Origin of the sequence: Lachnoclostridium sp. Marseille-P6806, assembly GCF_964238185.1 — a bacterium.
Lineage (GTDB): Bacteria > Bacillota > Clostridia > Lachnospirales > Lachnospiraceae > Brotaphodocola.
In genome coordinates this window covers 319,150-335,564 of the sequence record NZ_CAXSLG010000003.1, presented here as the reverse complement: position 1 = coordinate 335,564, position 16,415 = coordinate 319,150, and the positions used below count along the sequence as shown (strand labels likewise).

12 protein-coding genes are annotated in these 16,415 nt (G+C 47.0%); 11 read left to right on the top strand and 1 reads right to left on the bottom strand.

Annotation, left to right across the window (positions count from 1 at the left end; translation table 11 throughout):
* Nucleotides 1-39 precede the first annotated feature (39 nt).
* The 4 genes from clpB to ACESON_RS05635 all read left to right on the top strand — a co-directional run bounded on the left by clpB (nucleotide 40) and on the right by ACESON_RS05635 (nucleotide 6,624).
* Nucleotides 40-2,631, top strand: a complete 2,592-nt coding sequence (clpB, locus tag ACESON_RS05650) for an ATP-dependent chaperone ClpB (protein WP_177959790.1) — start codon at nucleotides 40-42, stop codon at nucleotides 2,629-2,631.
* Between the two features lie 269 nt (nucleotides 2,632-2,900).
* Nucleotides 2,901-3,365 (top strand): Hsp20/alpha crystallin family protein, encoded by a 465-nt coding sequence (locus ACESON_RS05645; protein WP_373108811.1) that lies wholly within the window; start codon nucleotides 2,901-2,903, stop codon nucleotides 3,363-3,365.
* A 154-nt stretch (nucleotides 3,366-3,519) separates the two neighbouring features.
* Complete coding sequence (locus ACESON_RS05640; RefSeq protein ID WP_177960042.1) at nucleotides 3,520-4,707, top strand: NADP-dependent malic enzyme; 1,188 nt, start codon at nucleotides 3,520-3,522, stop codon at nucleotides 4,705-4,707.
* Between the two features lie 501 nt (nucleotides 4,708-5,208).
* On the top strand, nucleotides 5,209-6,624 hold the full coding sequence (locus ACESON_RS05635) for a spore germination protein (protein ID WP_373108810.1): 1,416 nt from the start codon (nucleotides 5,209-5,211) through the stop codon (nucleotides 6,622-6,624).
* Nucleotides 6,625-6,626: 2 nt separating this feature from the next.
* Here ACESON_RS05635 and ACESON_RS05630 read toward each other — a convergent pair whose 3' ends face one another.
* Nucleotides 6,627-7,643 carry a type I asparaginase gene (locus ACESON_RS05630; RefSeq protein ID WP_177960044.1) on the bottom strand — a complete coding sequence of 339 codons (1,017 nt, stop codon included), beginning with the start codon at nucleotides 7,641-7,643 and terminating at the stop codon, nucleotides 6,627-6,629.
* A 351-nt stretch (nucleotides 7,644-7,994) separates the two neighbouring features.
* Between ACESON_RS05630 and ACESON_RS05625 the strand changes: the two genes are divergently transcribed.
* The 7 genes from ACESON_RS05625 (at nucleotide 7,995) to ACESON_RS05595 (ending at nucleotide 16,266) form a co-directional block, all read left to right on the top strand.
* A complete protein-coding gene (locus ACESON_RS05625; protein WP_373108809.1) occupies nucleotides 7,995-8,174 on the top strand; it encodes a DUF4250 domain-containing protein in 180 nt (59 codons plus the stop codon).
* A 170-nt stretch (nucleotides 8,175-8,344) separates the two neighbouring features.
* Nucleotides 8,345-9,853, top strand: coding sequence for a cardiolipin synthase (gene cls / locus ACESON_RS05620; protein WP_177960046.1), 1,509 nt, complete (start codon nucleotides 8,345-8,347; stop codon nucleotides 9,851-9,853).
* 83 nt (nucleotides 9,854-9,936) lie between these two features.
* Complete coding sequence (locus ACESON_RS05615; protein WP_177960047.1) at nucleotides 9,937-10,383, top strand: hypothetical protein; 447 nt, start codon at nucleotides 9,937-9,939, stop codon at nucleotides 10,381-10,383.
* A 120-nt stretch (nucleotides 10,384-10,503) separates the two neighbouring features.
* Complete coding sequence (locus tag ACESON_RS05610; protein ID WP_177960048.1) at nucleotides 10,504-11,253, top strand: 1-acylglycerol-3-phosphate O-acyltransferase; 750 nt, start codon at nucleotides 10,504-10,506, stop codon at nucleotides 11,251-11,253.
* Entirely contained in the window at nucleotides 11,250-12,380 is a 1,131-nt protein-coding gene (locus ACESON_RS05605) for a bifunctional chorismate mutase/prephenate dehydratase (RefSeq protein ID WP_373108867.1), read from the top strand. Before ACESON_RS05610 ends, ACESON_RS05605 begins: the two co-directional genes overlap by 4 nt.
* A 181-nt stretch (nucleotides 12,381-12,561) precedes the next feature.
* Entirely contained in the window at nucleotides 12,562-14,121 is a 1,560-nt protein-coding gene (locus tag ACESON_RS05600) for an exopolyphosphatase (RefSeq protein ID WP_373108807.1), read from the top strand.
* 3 nt (nucleotides 14,122-14,124) lie between these two features.
* Nucleotides 14,125-16,266 (top strand): RNA degradosome polyphosphate kinase, encoded by a 2,142-nt coding sequence (locus tag ACESON_RS05595; RefSeq protein WP_177960051.1) that lies wholly within the window; start codon nucleotides 14,125-14,127, stop codon nucleotides 16,264-16,266.
* Nucleotides 16,267-16,415 lie beyond the last annotated feature (149 nt).

The following is a 16,415-nucleotide window of genomic DNA, read 5'->3' as shown; positions in this document are numbered from 1 at the left end:
AATGCAAGAAATGCACATGTTCCGAAAGGAGGAACAGCTATGAATATTAATAAATTTACTCAGAAGTCTATGGAAGCGGTACAGAACTGTGAGAAATATGCCTATGAGTACGGAAATCAGCAGATTGAGCAGGAGCATTTGTTTTACAGCCTTCTGACTTTGGAGGACAGCCTGATTCTGAAACTGCTGACGAAAATGGGAATTTCCAAAGAGATGATTGTCAATGAGGCAGAGCAGAAGCTGGCGGGACTTCCGAAGGTAAGCGGCAGCAGTCAGGTATATATCAGCAGTGATCTGAACAAGGTGCTGATTCATGCAGAGGATGAATCGAAGGGCATGGGAGATGAATATGTATCGGTAGAGCATATTTTCCTGGCTATGATGAAGTATGCAGACAGAACCTTGAAGGAGCTGTTCAGGCAGTACAGCATCAGCAGGGATTCGTTTTTGCAGGCCCTGTCTACGGTGCGGGGAAATCAGCGGGTGGTCAGTGACAATCCGGAGGCAACCTATGACACTTTGGAAAAATATGGATATGATCTGGTGGAGCGGGCCAGGGATCAGAAGCTGGATCCGGTGATTGGCCGTGACAGTGAGATCCGGAATGTGGTTCAGATTCTGTCCAGAAAGACAAAAAATAATCCTGTCCTGATTGGTGAACCTGGCGTCGGAAAGACGGCTGTCGTAGAGGGACTGGCTCAGCGAATTGTCCGTGGTGATGTGCCGGAGGGCTTGAAAAACCGCAGGCTGTTTGCCCTTGATATGGGTGCGCTTGTGGCAGGAGCCAAGTACAGGGGCGAGTTTGAGGAACGTTTGAAGGCAGTTCTGGAGGAGGTAAAAAAGAGCGAGGGGCAGATTATTCTGTTCATCGACGAGCTTCATACCATTGTTGGCGCTGGAAAGACAGAGGGTTCCATGGATGCCGGCAATCTGTTAAAGCCCATGCTGGCTCGTGGTGAGCTGCACTGTATCGGTGCGACGACTCTGGACGAATACAGAAAATATATTGAAAAGGATGCGGCTCTGGAACGTCGTTTTCAGCCGGTTCTGGTGGATCAGCCGACAGTAGAGGATACGATTTCTATTCTTCGTGGAATTAAGGATCGGTATGAGGTCTTCCACGGAGTGAAGATTACGGACTCTGCACTTGTTTCTGCAGCTGTTTTGTCGGATCGTTACATTACGGATCGATTCCTGCCGGATAAGGCCATTGACCTGGTGGATGAGGCCTGCGCTCTGATTAAGACGGAGCTGGATTCCATGCCTGCAGAGTTGGATGAGCTGTCCCGTAAAATTATGCAGCTGGAGATTGAAGAGACGGCTCTGAAAAAAGAGACGGATCATTTGAGTAAGGAGCGTCTGGAGACGCTGCAGAAGAATCTGGCAGAGCTTCATGAGGAGTTTGCAGGAAAGAAGGCACAGTGGGAGAATGAGAAATCTTCTGTAGACCGTTTGTCGGCTCTTCGTGAAGAGATAGAGCAGGTGAACCGGGATATTGCCACAGCCCAGCAGCAGTATGATTTGAATAAAGCGGCAGAGCTGCAGTATGGACGGCTTCCTCAGCTGCAGAAGGAGCTGGCGGCAGAGGAAGAGAAGGTGAAAACTCAGGATTTGAGTCTGGTTCATGAAAGTGTTACAGAAGATGAGATTGCCCGGATTATTTCCCGGTGGACAGGAATTCCTGTAAGCAAGCTGAATGAAAGCGAACGCAGCAAAATTCTGCATCTGGATGATGTGCTGCATAAACGGGTAGTAGGCCAGGACGAGGGCGTGGAGAAGGTAACAGAGGCCATTCTTCGTTCCAAGGCCGGAATCAAGGATCCTACCAAGCCGATTGGCTCCTTCCTGTTTTTAGGACCTACCGGCGTGGGAAAAACAGAGCTGGCCAAGGCTCTGGCAGAGGCGTTGTTTGATGATGAGAACAATATGGTCCGTATTGATATGAGTGAGTACATGGAGAAGCATTCGGTAGCCCGTCTGATCGGAGCGCCTCCAGGATATGTGGGCTATGATGAAGGCGGCCAGCTGACAGAGGCTGTGCGCCGGAAACCGTATTCGGTAGTGCTGTTTGACGAGGTGGAGAAGGCTCACCCGGATGTATTCAATGTACTGCTTCAGGTGCTGGATGACGGCCGTATTACAGATTCCACAGGCAAGACGGTGGATTTTAAGAATACGATTCTTATTATGACCTCCAACATAGGTTCTCAATATCTGCTGGATGGAATTGATGAGGCCGGACAGATTCGTTCGGAGGCAGAACAGATGGTAATGCAGGAGCTGCGCGCTCATTTCCGCCCGGAATTTTTGAACCGGCTGGATGAAACGATTTTATTTAAGCCGTTGACCAAAGACAATATCAGCCATATCGTAGATTTGATGGTGGCAGATGTAAACAGGCGTCTGGCAGATCGGGAGCTGAAGGTAGAACTTACAGACGGAGCCAAGAGCTTTGTTACGGAAAATGGATACGATCCCGCTTATGGCGCCCGTCCTTTGAGACGATACCTGCAGAAGCATGTAGAAACCCTGGCAGCACGGATTATCCTGGAAGGTAATATCAGCGAGGGACAGACCATTGTTATTGACAGTTCCCAGGATGGACAAAAGCTGATTGCTTATGTGGAGTAAGTGCTTTTTGGAGAAGGCTGCAGCAGACGGAAGGTGTTAGGTTATGGTTCACAGGCCTGACTGAAAATGGGTACAATGCCGATAAAAGACACAGAAAATTCACAAAGATGCGCTTGACATTCACAGAAATAAGTGTTATATTACAGATAGAACAAAAGGAAGAGATAAGAATTCAATGACCGGCATTGGTCGATGGATTTTCTTCCTCCGGATTTCCGGTTCCAGAAAAACAAGGTGATTTTGCATCAATAGAGAAGGAGAGATGACTTATGTTAATGCCTAGTATTTTTGGAGAAGATTTGTTTGACGATTTTATGAGTGATTTTCCGTTTTTCGATGATAAGGCGGAGCGCCGACTGGAGAAAAAGCTGTATGGCCGCCGAGGTAGAAATCTGATGAAGACCGATGTGAAGGAGACGGATACAGAATATGAGCTGGAGATGGATCTGCCGGGATTTACGAAGGACGAGGTTTCTGCTTCTGTGGAAAATGGTTATTTGACGATTACTGCGGCCAAGGGCGTGGATAAGGATGAGCAGGAAAAAGAAACCCACAAATATATTCGCAGAGAGCGTTATGCCGGAGCCTGCCAGCGTTCCTTCTATGTAGGTGAGGATGTGACAGAGGCGGATATTAAAGGTGAGTTTAAGCATGGCATTTTGAAGCTGCATATTCCGAAAAAGGAGGTTCAGCCAGCAGTGGAAGAGAAGAAGTATATTTCTATCGAAGGCTGACAGAAGCGCTGACAAAGTGCATTAGAGGAGAAGTCCTTTCAGGGGCGCCGGGTTATCCGGCGCCCCGTTTTTGCGTTGACGCAGGGATGCATTTGTATTAAAATGAAGTCAGCCAAGAATCAGGCGAATCTACATTTTACGGGAGGATACTTTTGTGGATAAAAAACAGCTGGCAATTGAGAAGCATAAAGAATGGAAAGGGAAAATCGAAGTGATTTCCCGGGCACCTGTAACCAACAGAGAGGAGCTGGCTCTTGCCTATACGCCTGGCGTGGCGGAACCCTGTCTGCTGATTGCCGAGGATGAAGAGAAGGCTTATGATTATACAAGAAAGGGCAACCTGGTTGCTGTTATCACAGATGGTACGGCAGTGCTGGGACTGGGAGATATTGGCCCTTCTGCAGGAATGCCGGTTATGGAAGGAAAGTGTGCTCTGTTTAAAACCTTTGCGGATGTGGATGCATTTCCTTTATGCGTGAATTCCAAGGATGTAGATACGATTGTGAATACGATTGCTTTGATTTCTAAGAGCTTCGGCGGAATCAATCTGGAGGATATTGCGGCGCCTCGCTGCTTTGAAATTGAGAAGAAGCTGAAAGAGGTTTGCGATATTCCGGTGTTCCACGATGATCAGCATGGAACTGCGATTGTTGTGGGAGCAGCGCTTCTGAATGCAGTGAAGGTGACCGGAAAAACCATGGGACAGCTGCGTGTGGTAATTAACGGCGCAGGTGCAGCCGGTGTTTCTATTGGAAAGCTTTTGATTGCTATGGGCTTTGGAAATATTATTATGTGTGATATTCATGGCATTATCTGTGAGGGTGATGAAAACTTAAATTCCGGACAGGAGGAGATTTCTCATATCAGCAACCAGAACAAGGAGCATGGAACTCTGGCAGATGCCTTAAAGGGAGCGGATATTTTTGTCGGCGTTTCCCGTCCAAATCTGGTAACAAAGGAAATGGTTGCGTCTATGAACCAGGGAATTGTATTTGCTATGGCAAATCCGGTGCCTGAGATTATGCCAGATGAGGCAAAGGCAGGTGGAGCGGTTGTTGTGGGAACCGGACGCTCAGATTATCCAAACCAGATTAACAATGTGCTGGTATTCCCGGGACTGTTTAAGGGAGTTCTGGCTGTGCGCGCGAGAGATATTACAGAGGGAATGAAGATTGCTGCAGCTCATGCCATTGCAGCAGTGATTCCGGAGGAAGAACTGACGGCGGAGTATGTGATTCCGTCATCCTTTGATAAGCGGGTAGCCCTGGCAGTTGCCAATGCAGTGGCGCAGGAGGCTGTCAAAGAGGGAATCAACCGTGTGCCCTATGAGGAAATTGTGTAAGCTTACAGTTATTGTTGTCTGAGAGAATGTGATTGTTTTATTAATAGAAATGGAGAGGGAACTGTTGTTTTATGATTGATCGTGAAGCGACAGTTCTTTCTTTATTTTCTGGAATGGAATATAAAAATAATACATAAAAAGTGGAGCTGCCTTTCCCCCACAGAAAGCAGCTCCTCCGGTCACGAACAATAAACCGTACATTATACGCTGGTATCCCCATACCAATCTTAAGAAAATTAAGGATGTCGAAAAATCAACGTTCGCTTTTATTTCTTACATGGTATAATATACCATTTCTTTCTTTTTAAGTCAATGATATTTGTGCATATTTTATCAGAAAATTTCCCGACAAATCGACAAAGTGTGCAAAAAATACATAGGATTTTCTGGGAATCGAAGGAGGATTTTCGATAGAAACGCCAATTCTGTCTGCCTTTGGATAATTTGTCAGGAAGCGGTACATAATGAGCAGAGAGAATAATGCGAGAGGAGCAGAAGGCTATGGCATTTTCAAAACAGATGACAGAAAATCTGGAGCATTTTAAACAGATTCTTCAGACGGATAAAAATTTTGATGTAGTATATCGAGTAATTGATATAGCGGGGCGAAAGGGATGTCTGTTTTGTGTAGACGGATTTACTAAGGATGAGGTGCTGTTAAAGGTGCTGCAGTCCTGGTGGAGCATTCAGCCGGAGGATATGCCGGAGGATGCAGATGGGTTTTCCAAGAAATATATGCCTTATGGCGAGGTAGGAGTTCTGGAACAGGAGAAGGATGTGATTGTTCAGCTTCTGTCGGGAATTACCTGTATTTTTCTGGATGGATATGACAAATGCCTGACACTGGACTGCCGGACTTATCCGGCCAGAGGTGTAGGAGAGCCAGAAAAAGATAAGGTGATGCGGGGCTCCAGAGATGGATTTGTAGAGACTCTTATATTTAATACAGCATTGATCCGGCGAAGAATTCGGGATCCCAGACTTATAATGGAGATTTTGTCAGCAGGAGAAAGCTCTCATACAGATATTGCAGTCTGTTATATGGATGGAAGAGTAGATGAAAATCTTTTGAAAGGAGTGAAAAAGCGAATCCAGCAGCTTCATGCCGATGCGCTGACCATGAATCAGGAGAGTCTGGCAGAGGGAATTTATCCCTATAAATGGTATAACCCTTTTCCGAAATTCAAATTTTCAGAACGGCCGGATACAGCGGCAGCCTGTATTTTGGAGGGAAATATTGTCATTCTGGTGGACAATTCTCCGGCGGCTATGGTGCTGCCGTCATCGGTATTTGATATTATTGAGGAGGCAGATGATTATTATTTTCCGCCGATAACAGGAACCTATCTGCGGCTTTCCAGAATGCTGACAGCTGTGCTTTCACTGTTTCTGACGCCTACCTGGCTTTTGATGATGATGCATCCGGAGGCGCTGCCGGACTGGCTGGAATTTACCAAGCTGGCGGATCAGACCTATGTTCCTCTGATTTTTCAGCTTCTGATTCTGGAATTTGCCATTGACGGTCTGCGGCTGGCGGCCATCAATACGCCCAATATGCTGACAACGCCTCTCAGTGTGATTGCTGGTATTGTGCTGGGGGAATATTCCGTAAAGTCCGGCTGGTTCAATTCAGAAACGATGCTGTATATGGCTTTTGTAACCATAGCCAATTACAGTCAGTCCAGTTTTGAACTGGGCTATGCTCTGAAGTTTATGCGGGTAATGATCCTGATTCTTACCAGTATCTTTGATGTATGGGGATACGGAGTCGGGGTAGTTTTATCCATATGTGCAGTTGTGTTTAATAAAACCATTGCAGGAAAAAGCTATATCTATCCTCTGATTCCTTTCCAGTGGAATGAGGTGAAGAAACGGTTTTTCCGCGGCCGCCTGCCCATGGAGAAAAAAGACGCCTGAAGCTATACAGGATATAAAATATCACGGTTAATGGTGCGGTACAGCAGTTCCCGCACCATTTGCGGATCCTGAGTCTGGCCAAGAATCCACATCAGCTTTGTGACAACGGCTTCCAGAGTCATGTCATAGGCTTCTAAAAGTCCGAATTCCTGTTTAATATTTTTCCCGATTTCATAAACAGACATATTGCTGCCTTCATTGGTGACCTGGGTTGTCATAACGAGGGTCTTTCCGGAGCGGACAAGCCGTTCAATGGCGCTGTGGAAATCTCCGGTTTCCCGGGCGGGAATACCGCCGACGCCGAAGGATTCAATAATGACAGCATCGTAATGTTCTGCCATATAATCAAGAACTCCGGCATCCATAGAAGGAATCAGCTTCAGCAGAGCCACCTTACTGTCCAGGTGGTGATAAAAGACTGCCGGGCCGGTAACATGATCCTTGTCGTCCAGATAGAAAATAATGTGGTCATCATGAATCACTGCCACATAGGGAAAATTAATGCTGGAAAATGCATTGTAGCTTTTGGTTCGTTCCTTTTTGGCGCGGGTTCCGGCAATAACCTTGCCGTCAAAGACAAGATTTACACCGTGGGCGCGGCTGCAGGAGGCAAAGCGCAGGCTGTCCAGCAGATTTGTTTTTGCATCTGTAATTTCCAGATCAATCGGTTTTTGGGCGCCGGTAATTACAATAGGCTTGGGTGAGTTCTGGATAAGGTAGGAAAGAGCTGCGGCGGTGTAGGCCATGGTGTCTGTACCGTGGCAGATAACAAAGCCGTCATACTGGTTATAGTGGTCCTCAATCGTGCGGGCTATAAGCAGCCAGTGCTCCGGCTGGATATTGGTGCTGTCAATGTTCAGGACCTGAATGGCATCAGCCTGACAAAAATGGCGGGCGTCAGGCACATAGCTCAAAAGCTCGTCTGAGGTAATCAGCGGCTTCAGCCCAGTTTCGCTTCGTTTGGAGGCAATGGTTCCGCCTGTGGCAATCATCAGAATCCGTTTATTTTCCTGGTTCATGGTATAGGGCTCCTTTGGGTAAATATTTCGAATGGGAAGGGAATGTCTCTTGTTTTTTGTCTGGAAACATTGTAAACTGATAAAGAACTGTCTGAAAGTTTTTGCTTCGGACAGATTCATCATAATATTGTAACAGTTCAGCTTTGCATCTTCTTGCCCGCTTACAGCGGACAAGAGGCTTTAGGCGTCCGCCTTATGTGGATTCGGTCAGAAAAAATCTTATGAAAGCAAGCTTTCAACGAGTTTTTCTGACCGAATCCCCGCAAGTTTGAACTGTTACATCATATCACAGAAAATTGACGCAGAACAGAGGGATTTTCTGTTAGGCGCCAGAGGAAAGGATGGATAGGTATGGCAGGAATTCCCAAGGATCCGGTTATGTTGATGAGCTTTTTAAATACAAAGCTTCGTGATCGGTATTCGTCATTGGAGGAGCTTTGCCAGGATCTGGAGGCAGATCAGGCGGAGCTGGAAAAAAAGCTGGAAACTATAGATTACCGGTATGATCCTGGAAAAAATCAATTTGTGTAGAGGTTTGAAAGCAGGGCGAGAAGAGCAAGGCTCGAGAAGTGAAGATTTAAGAAGCAGAAGCTGTGAGAGCCGGGAATCGGCGAGAAGCAGTAAGCTGTGGAAGGAGAGAAGAGCAAGCCTCAAGAAGCAGAAGCTGCGAGGAACGGGAATCGGCAGAGAGGAGTGGGGGAATGGAGTTTGCAGCAGAGATTTGGGGATGGCTTATGGAGCATCTTCTGTATATCAATCTGGTGTTATCCGTAGTGATTGTATTTTTTCAGAGGCGGGATCCCAAGGCCGTCTGGACCTGGCTGATGCTACTGTATTTTATTCCTGTTTTTGGATTCTTTTTCTATTTGATTTTTGCCCAGGATTTCAGAAAAAGCAGAATGTTTCGGGTTAAGGAGGTCGAGGATCGGTTCCGGCGTCCTATCCGGACCCAGGAAGAATATCTGCGGCGGGTCGGTCCGTTTTCGAGAGATGAACTGGCGCAGGATTATTCAGATTTGATTTACTATAATCTGGAGCAGTCCGGCGCTGTGCTGACGGCAGCCAATCAGGTCAGGGTATTTACAGACGGAGAAGAAAAATTCGAGGATCTGCGGACGGAGCTGAGAAAGGCATCTCATTTTATCCATATTCAGTATTATATTATAAAAAATGACGAGCTTTTTGATTCGATTGTTCCCATATTAAAGGAGCGGGTTCGGGCTGGAGTGGAGGTCAGAATCCTTTATGACGGAATGGGCGGACGCTTTATGCCAAAGAGAAAATGGAAGGAGCTGGAGGCAGCAGGAATCCGCACAGCCTGCTTCTTTCCGCCGGTGCTGGGGCGGTTAAATCTCCGCGTGAATTACAGAAATCACAGAAAGATAGTTGTAATTGACGGTCATACAGGCTATGTAGGCGGTTTCAATGTGGGAAGGGAGTATCTGGGGCGGGATCCCAAGTTTGGATACTGGCGGGATACTCATCTGCGGATTACGGGAGATGCGGTGATCAGCCTTCAGATCCGTTTTGCTTTGGATTGGAATTATGCAGCGGGAGAGAATCTTTTTAAGCAGATTCGTTATTTTATGGATCAGCGAACCCTCTTTTATGGGATAAGGGCAGAGAAGGCGGATGGTATGCCGGTTTGTCCTGCCTGGGAGCCTCTGGGGATTCAGATCATTACCAGTGGACCGGACTCCTCTAACCGGCAGATTCGTGACAACTATCTTCAGTTGATTCACAGAGCACGCCATCATATTTATATTCAGACACCTTATTTTGTCCCGGATGACGCAGTGCTGAGCGCTCTGAAAATGGCAGCCGGCTCCGGTCTGGATGTACGGGTTATGATTCCCTGTAAGCCGGATCATCCCTTTGTTTACTGGGCCACTTATTCTTATATCGGTGAGCTGATAGGGGCCGGGGCCAGATGCTATACCTATGAAAAGGGCTTTCTTCATGCAAAATGCCTGATGACAGATGGCCGGGTTAGCTGCTGCGGTACTGCCAACATGGATATTCGCAGCTTTGAGTTGAATTTTGAGGTCAATGCTACGATTTATGATGAGAATACGACGGAAACTCTGGAGGAGGCGTTTTTAAGGGATCTGGATGATTGCCGTGAGATTACAAAGGAGGTTTATGCATCCAGAAATCTCTGGATTCGAATTCGTGAGCAGGGCTGCCGTCTGCTGTCACCTCTTTTATAAAGGTAACTGCCCCGACCTGAACCGTTACTTATAAAGAATAAAGAGCAGGTATAGGAACGGGATTTTGGGGGCAGACTGTTGTTATGGAATATTTGAATGTTTTAAAAGAACTGCCCGGTAATTTTATGAAATGCGGCATTGCAGGCTGGTGCCTGGAGGTGATGTTTACCTCTGTAGAATCAGTGCTGGCCAGGGACTGGCGGCTTATGGGAAGAACCTCTCTTCTGATGTTTCCTATTTATGGCTGCGGCGCCTTTCTGTCTCCTGCGCTGAAGCTGATTGATTTCTGGATTGGGGATCAGAAGGTCAGCCTTCCGGAACAGCTGATTCGCCATGGTATGATTGACATGGTGCTGATTTTTACAGCGGAATACATTTCCGGTGCCTGGCTGAGGGCGAGAGGAATGTGTCCCTGGGATTACAGCGCAAGCCGCGCCAGTGTCAACGGTCTGATCCGTCTGGATTTTGCGCCTTTGTGGTTTGCCACAGGATTGTTGTTTGAACAAATTACAAAAAAGAGAAGCAAATGACTTGTTTTTGCTTCTCTTTTTTTATATACTGGAAAAATAAACAATCTGTCGAGGAATGGATCAAATGACGGCGGCAGGACAAAAAGAAAATGACAGCAACGTCAGAAGAAGAGGTAAGACATGATACGATTTATTTTAGTGGCTCTGCTGGTTGTGGGATTTCTGATTTTCAGTATTCCCCTGCTTTTGTGGGAAAATCACGTAGGGAAACAGGATCCGGAGAAGCAGCAGGCGCATAGCCTGAAGATTGTGCAGGCGATGTTTCGTCTGATTCTGCGTATCAGCGGAGTGCAGGTTACAGTCAGGGGGCAGGAGCGGATTCCGGAAGGCCCGGTACTTTATGTAGGAAACCACCAAAGCTATTTTGACATTCTTGTGGGATATACCACAGTTCCTACCCTGCTGGGCTTTGTTGCGAAGAAAGAAATGGAACGTTATATTTTGCTGAGAGACTGGATGCGGAATGTAAACTGTCTGTTTCTGGACAGAACGGACATTAAAGCAGGAATGAAGACGATTCTGGATGGAATTCAGAAAATAAAAGCAGGAATTTCTGTGTGGATTTTCCCGGAGGGAACGCGCAATATCAATGAGGATGTGACAGAGCTTCTTCCTTTTAAGGAGGGAAGCCTGAAAATTGCGGAAAAGGCAGGCTGTCCCATTGTTCCGGTAGCCATTACCGGCACCTCAGAGGTTTTTGAGAAGCATATTCCTTTTATCCGCCGTTCTCAAGTGACGATTGAATTTGGAGAGCCGTTTTATGCAAAGGAGCTTCCTCTGGAGGAAAGAAAGCATGCAGGGGCCTACACGCGAAATAAAATTATAGAAATGCTGAAGGCGGAGCAGCAGATTCGGAGGTCTGGAAAATAGTGGATTTACTGGAGTGCAGAAAAGAACTGGACGGGATTGACCGGCAGATAGTAGAACTGTTTGAAAAAAGAATGGAAATCTGCGGACATGTGGCAGAATCTAAGCTGGCATCAGGAAAAGCCGTGTATGACGGTGAGCGGGAAAGGCAGAAGCTGGAGGCCGTAGAGGCGATGGCCCATGGAGATTTCAACAGAACGGCAGTGACAGAGCTGTTTTCACAGATGATGACCATCAGCAGAAGGTATCAGTATAAGCTGCTTGAGGAAGGCGGAAAAAGTGAGGATCTGGGCTTTCGCAGGGTAGAAGGTCTTCCTGCCAAAGGGGCCAGAATTGTATATCAGGGCGTGGAGGGCGCTTACAGCCATGGCGCTGCCCTTCAGTATTTTGGAGAAGAAGCAGATGTGTACCATGTGGAGCATTTTGGAGACGCTATGGAGGAGGTTCAGGCAGGACGGGCAGATTTTGCAGTTCTTCCCATTGAGAATTCCTCTGCGGGGGCAGTTGTGGATTTGTATGACATTCTGACCCGCTATTCCAATTCGATTGTGGCAGAGACATTTCTTCCAGTAAATCACGCTCTTTTGGGAACAGCAGAGGCTGAAGAGGAGCAGATTAAAACTGTATATTCTCACCCTCAGGCGCTGATGCAGAGCTCAGAATACTTAAACAGTCATAGAGACTGGAAGCAGATCAGTATGGAGAATACGGCAGTGGCTGCCAGAAAGGTTCTGGAGGATGGAGATCCCACACAGGCGGCAGTTGCCAGCGAGATTGCCGGAAGACTGTATGGATTAAAGGTGTTAAAACCATCGATTCAGAACAACAAAGGAAATACCACCCGGTTTGTGATTCTTGCCAGAGAACAGGTATATCGCCGGGATGCAGGAAAGATCAGCATCTGTTTTGAGCTTCCTCACCGCAGCGGTACTCTGTATAATATACTGGGTCATTTTATTTTCAATCATGTCAATATGGTTATGATTGAATCGCGGCCTATACCGGGACGGAACTGGGAGTATCGGTTCTTTGTGGATATCGAGGGAAATCTGGAGGATGCGGCAGTAAAAAATGCATTGAAGGGCATTGGAGCCGAGGCGCTGAATTTGAGAATCCTTGGAAATTATTGAGAAAAACTGAACATTTGAGACAAAGGAAAAATCCAGGGAAATATTACAGAAGCGAGGATGCCTCTGAATATTTAACCTGGATTTTACGCAAATTTTATGTTTGTTTTGTATATTGAAAAGAAGCAGCAGGTTTTGCGAAAGAGCCTGGGCAGGAGGAACAGACAGAGAGGAGTGAGGGGCTATGGTACGAACATTTGCAGCGATTGATGTAGGGTCATTTGAACTGGAGATGGGAATTTATGAGATTTCTGAAAAGACAGGCGTCCGTTCCATTGATCATGTGAAGCATATGATTGCTCTGGGAAAGGATACCTTTGAGGACGGGAAAATCAGCTACCAGATGGTAGAGGAAACCTGCCGGGTTTTGAAGGATTTTGCATCCATTATGAAGGGATACCAGGTAAACGAGTATCGGGCTTATGCCACAACGGCTATGCGGGAGGCAAAAAACAGTCAGATTGTGCTGGAGCAGATCCGGGTCAGGACGGGAATCCAGGTAAAGGTACTGAGCAATTCGGAGCAGCGATTTATCCGCTATAAAGCGATTGCGATCAAGGCCTCGGAGTTTCAGAAGACCATCCAGAAGGGAACAGCGATTGCAGATGTGGGATTTGGCAGTATGCAGGCATCGGTTTTTGATAAGGATTCCCTGATTTCTACTCAGAACCTGCCTCTTGGCGTTTTAAAGCTGCGTCAGATTCTGACTCATGCAAAACTGTCGGCTCAGGCAGAACAGTCTCTTGTTATGGAGCTGATTGATAATGAGCTGTTGACCTTCCGAAAGATGTATTTAAAGGATCGGGAAATCAAACATCTGATTGCAATTGGAGATCCGATTCTGACCATGTATTACAAGCTGAATGGAATTACCCGCAGCGATCGTCTGACAGCAGAAAAGTTTAACAGCTTTTTTGAGTGGATGCGCACCAAAACCCGCGCCCAGCTGGAGGATGCCTTTGACGTAAACGGAGAATATGCATCTATGATGTTTCCTACAGTTGCTATTTACAAAAGAATGCTGGAGGTGACCGGGGCGGAGATTCTCTGGGTTCCGGGTATTCGTATGGCAGACGGGACAGCGGCGGAGTATGCAGAAGAAAAAAAGCTGATTCGGTTTGAACACAATTTTTCCAATGATATTATTGCGGCTTCCCGGAATATGGCAAAGCGGTACAAATGCCATATGCCCCATATTCAGGCTGTGGAGCTGGCGGCACTGAAGGTATTTGACAGCCTGAAAAAATATCACGGACTGAAGGAGCGGGAACGTCTGCTGCTTCAGATCGCAGCAGATCTTCATTCCTGTGGAAAGTTTGTAACCATGCGGGACGCTACGGAATGTGCTTATAATATTATTATGGGTACGGAGATTATTGGCCTGTCTCATGTGGAGCGGGAAATTGTGGCGAATGTGGTAAAGTATCATATTCAGAAGTTCCGATACAATGAGGTGGAGCTGCAGGCAAGACTGTCAAGGGACAGTCGTCTGGCCAATCCGGAAAATCTGCCTTTGATCATAGGAAAGCTGACAGCGATTCTTCGTCTGGCTAATTCTATGGATCGGGGACATGCGGGAAAGCTGTCTGACTGCCGTTTAAGCGTAAAAGGAAACATGTTGGTGATTTCCACGGAATATGATGGTGATGTAACGCTGGAAGCCATGTCTATTGCGGAAAAGGGGGACTTTTTTGAGGAAATTTTTGGCATTCGTCCAGTGTTAAAACAGAAAAAGAGGGTATAAAATATGGCTGATACAGGATTAAATTATCTGGATTCAAAAAATTATGTAAACCGGGAGCTGAGTTGGCTGGAGTTTGATTTTCGTATTTTGAATGAGGCCCGGGACAAGTCTATTCCGCTGTTTGAGCGGCTGAAATTTCTAAGCATTACGGCGTCAAACCTGGATGAGTTTTTTATGGTTCGGGTGGCGTCTTTGAAGGATATGGTACATGCAAAATACAAAAAGACGGATATTGCAGGTCTGAGGCCGGAGGAGCAGCTGGAGTTGATCGGAGAAAAGACCCATGAGCTGGTGGCGCTTCAGTACTCCACCTACAATCGTTCTCTACTTCCGGCTTTAAAGCAGCAGGGACTTCAGATTGTTTCTGAGCATGAAGAGCTGACAGAGAAAGATGGAAACTTTGTGGATCGTTTTTTCCACGACAATGTCTACCCGGTGCTGACGCCGATGGCCGTGGATTCTTCCCGTCCATTTCCTCTGATTCGCAATAAGTCTCTGAATATTGCAGCTCTGGTACAGAAGAAAAATGGAGCGGATGGGCTGGAGTTTGCCATGGTTCAGGTTCCTTCCGGCCTTCCCCGGATTGTGGAGCTTCCTGCGGATGGAAACGGGGAGCGCCGGGTGATTTTGCTGGAAGAGATTATTGAACGAAATATGAAGGAGCTGTTCCTGAATTATAATATTGTGTCTGCTCACCCCTTCCGGATTATGAGAAATGCAGATTTTACTCTGGATGAGGAGGAGGCAGAGGATCTTTTGGAGGAGATCCAGAAGCAGCTGAAGAAGCGCCAGTGGGGCGAGGTTATCCGTCTGGAGGTAGAGGAAAAGGTTGACAAACGCCTCTTAAAGATTCTGAAACGGGAGCTTTCTGTAGGAAACGATGATATTTATGAGATCAACGGTCCTCTGGATCTGACGTTTTTGATGAAAATGTACGGGATGAGCGGATTTGATGAGCTGAAAACGCCGTCTTATACGCCTCAGCCGATACCGGCTTTTATGAATGATGATGATATTTTTACCAATATGCGGAAGGGTGATATTCTTCTGCACCATCCCTACCAGACCTTTGAACCTGTGGTAGAGTTTGTCCGTCAGGCGGCAAAGGATCCGGATGTGCTGGCGATTAAGCAGACCTTGTACCGGGTAAGCGGCCATTCCCCCATTGTGGCGGCTCTTGCCGAGGCAGCGGAACGGGGAAAGCAGGTTTCAGTTCTGGTGGAGCTAAAGGCCAGATTTGATGAGGAGAATAATATTAACTGGGCAAAAAAGCTGGAGAAGGCGGGCTGTCATGTTATTTATGGTCTGGTAGGACTGAAAACGCACTGTAAGATTACGCTGGTGGTTCGCCGGGAGGAGGACGGTATTCGCCGTTATGTCCACCTGGGAACGGGAAACTACAACGATTCTACGGCAAAGCTGTATACAGACTGCGGTCTGATGACATGTCATCCTCAGATTGGCGAAGATGCTACTGCTGTTTTCAATATGCTTTCCGGATATTCAGAGCCGCCGACCTGGAATAAGCTGGCGCTGGCTCCTTTGTGGCTGAGAAGCCGCTGTATCCGGATGATTAAGCGGGAAGCGGAGCATGCCCGGGCAGGAAAGCCGGCCCGGATTATGGCAAAGATGAATTCACTTTGTGATAAAGAGGTGATTGCAAATCTGTATGAGGCCTCCTGCGCTGGTGTGAAGATAGAACTGGTTATCCGGGGTATCTGCTGCCTGAAGGCGGGAATTCCTGGTCTCAGCGAGAATATTACGGTGCATTCTATTGTGGGAAATTTCCTGGAGCATGCCCGGATTCTTTATGTGGAAAATGACGGCAGTCCAGAGGTATATATGGGAAGCGCAGACTGGATGCCCAGAAATCTCGACAAGCGCGTGGAGATTATGTTCCCGGTAGAGGATCCGGAGTTAAAGAAACAGGTAATCCATATCCTTCAGGTTCAGCTGGAGGATAATGTAAAGGCTCATGTGCTGCAGCCGGACGGAACCTATGAAAAGATTGACAAGCGCGGAAAGGTTCTGGTGTGTGCACAGGAGCAGTTCTGTGAGGAAGCCATTGCCATGGCAAAAAAAGCGGCGGAGGAAGCCGGCCATGATGTGCACAATACCAGAGTATTTGTGCCGGCTGAGGCATAGGAAATAATATAAAGCGTTATGGGGGCAAAAGAGAAGCCTGCCTGCTCTAAAACAGAGCAGGCAGGCTTCTCTGCTTTAGCCTTGAAGATCTCTTGCAGAAAAAACGCGGAAAATGGGAATTCTTACACCTTTTGTCAGAAAAAAGTAAG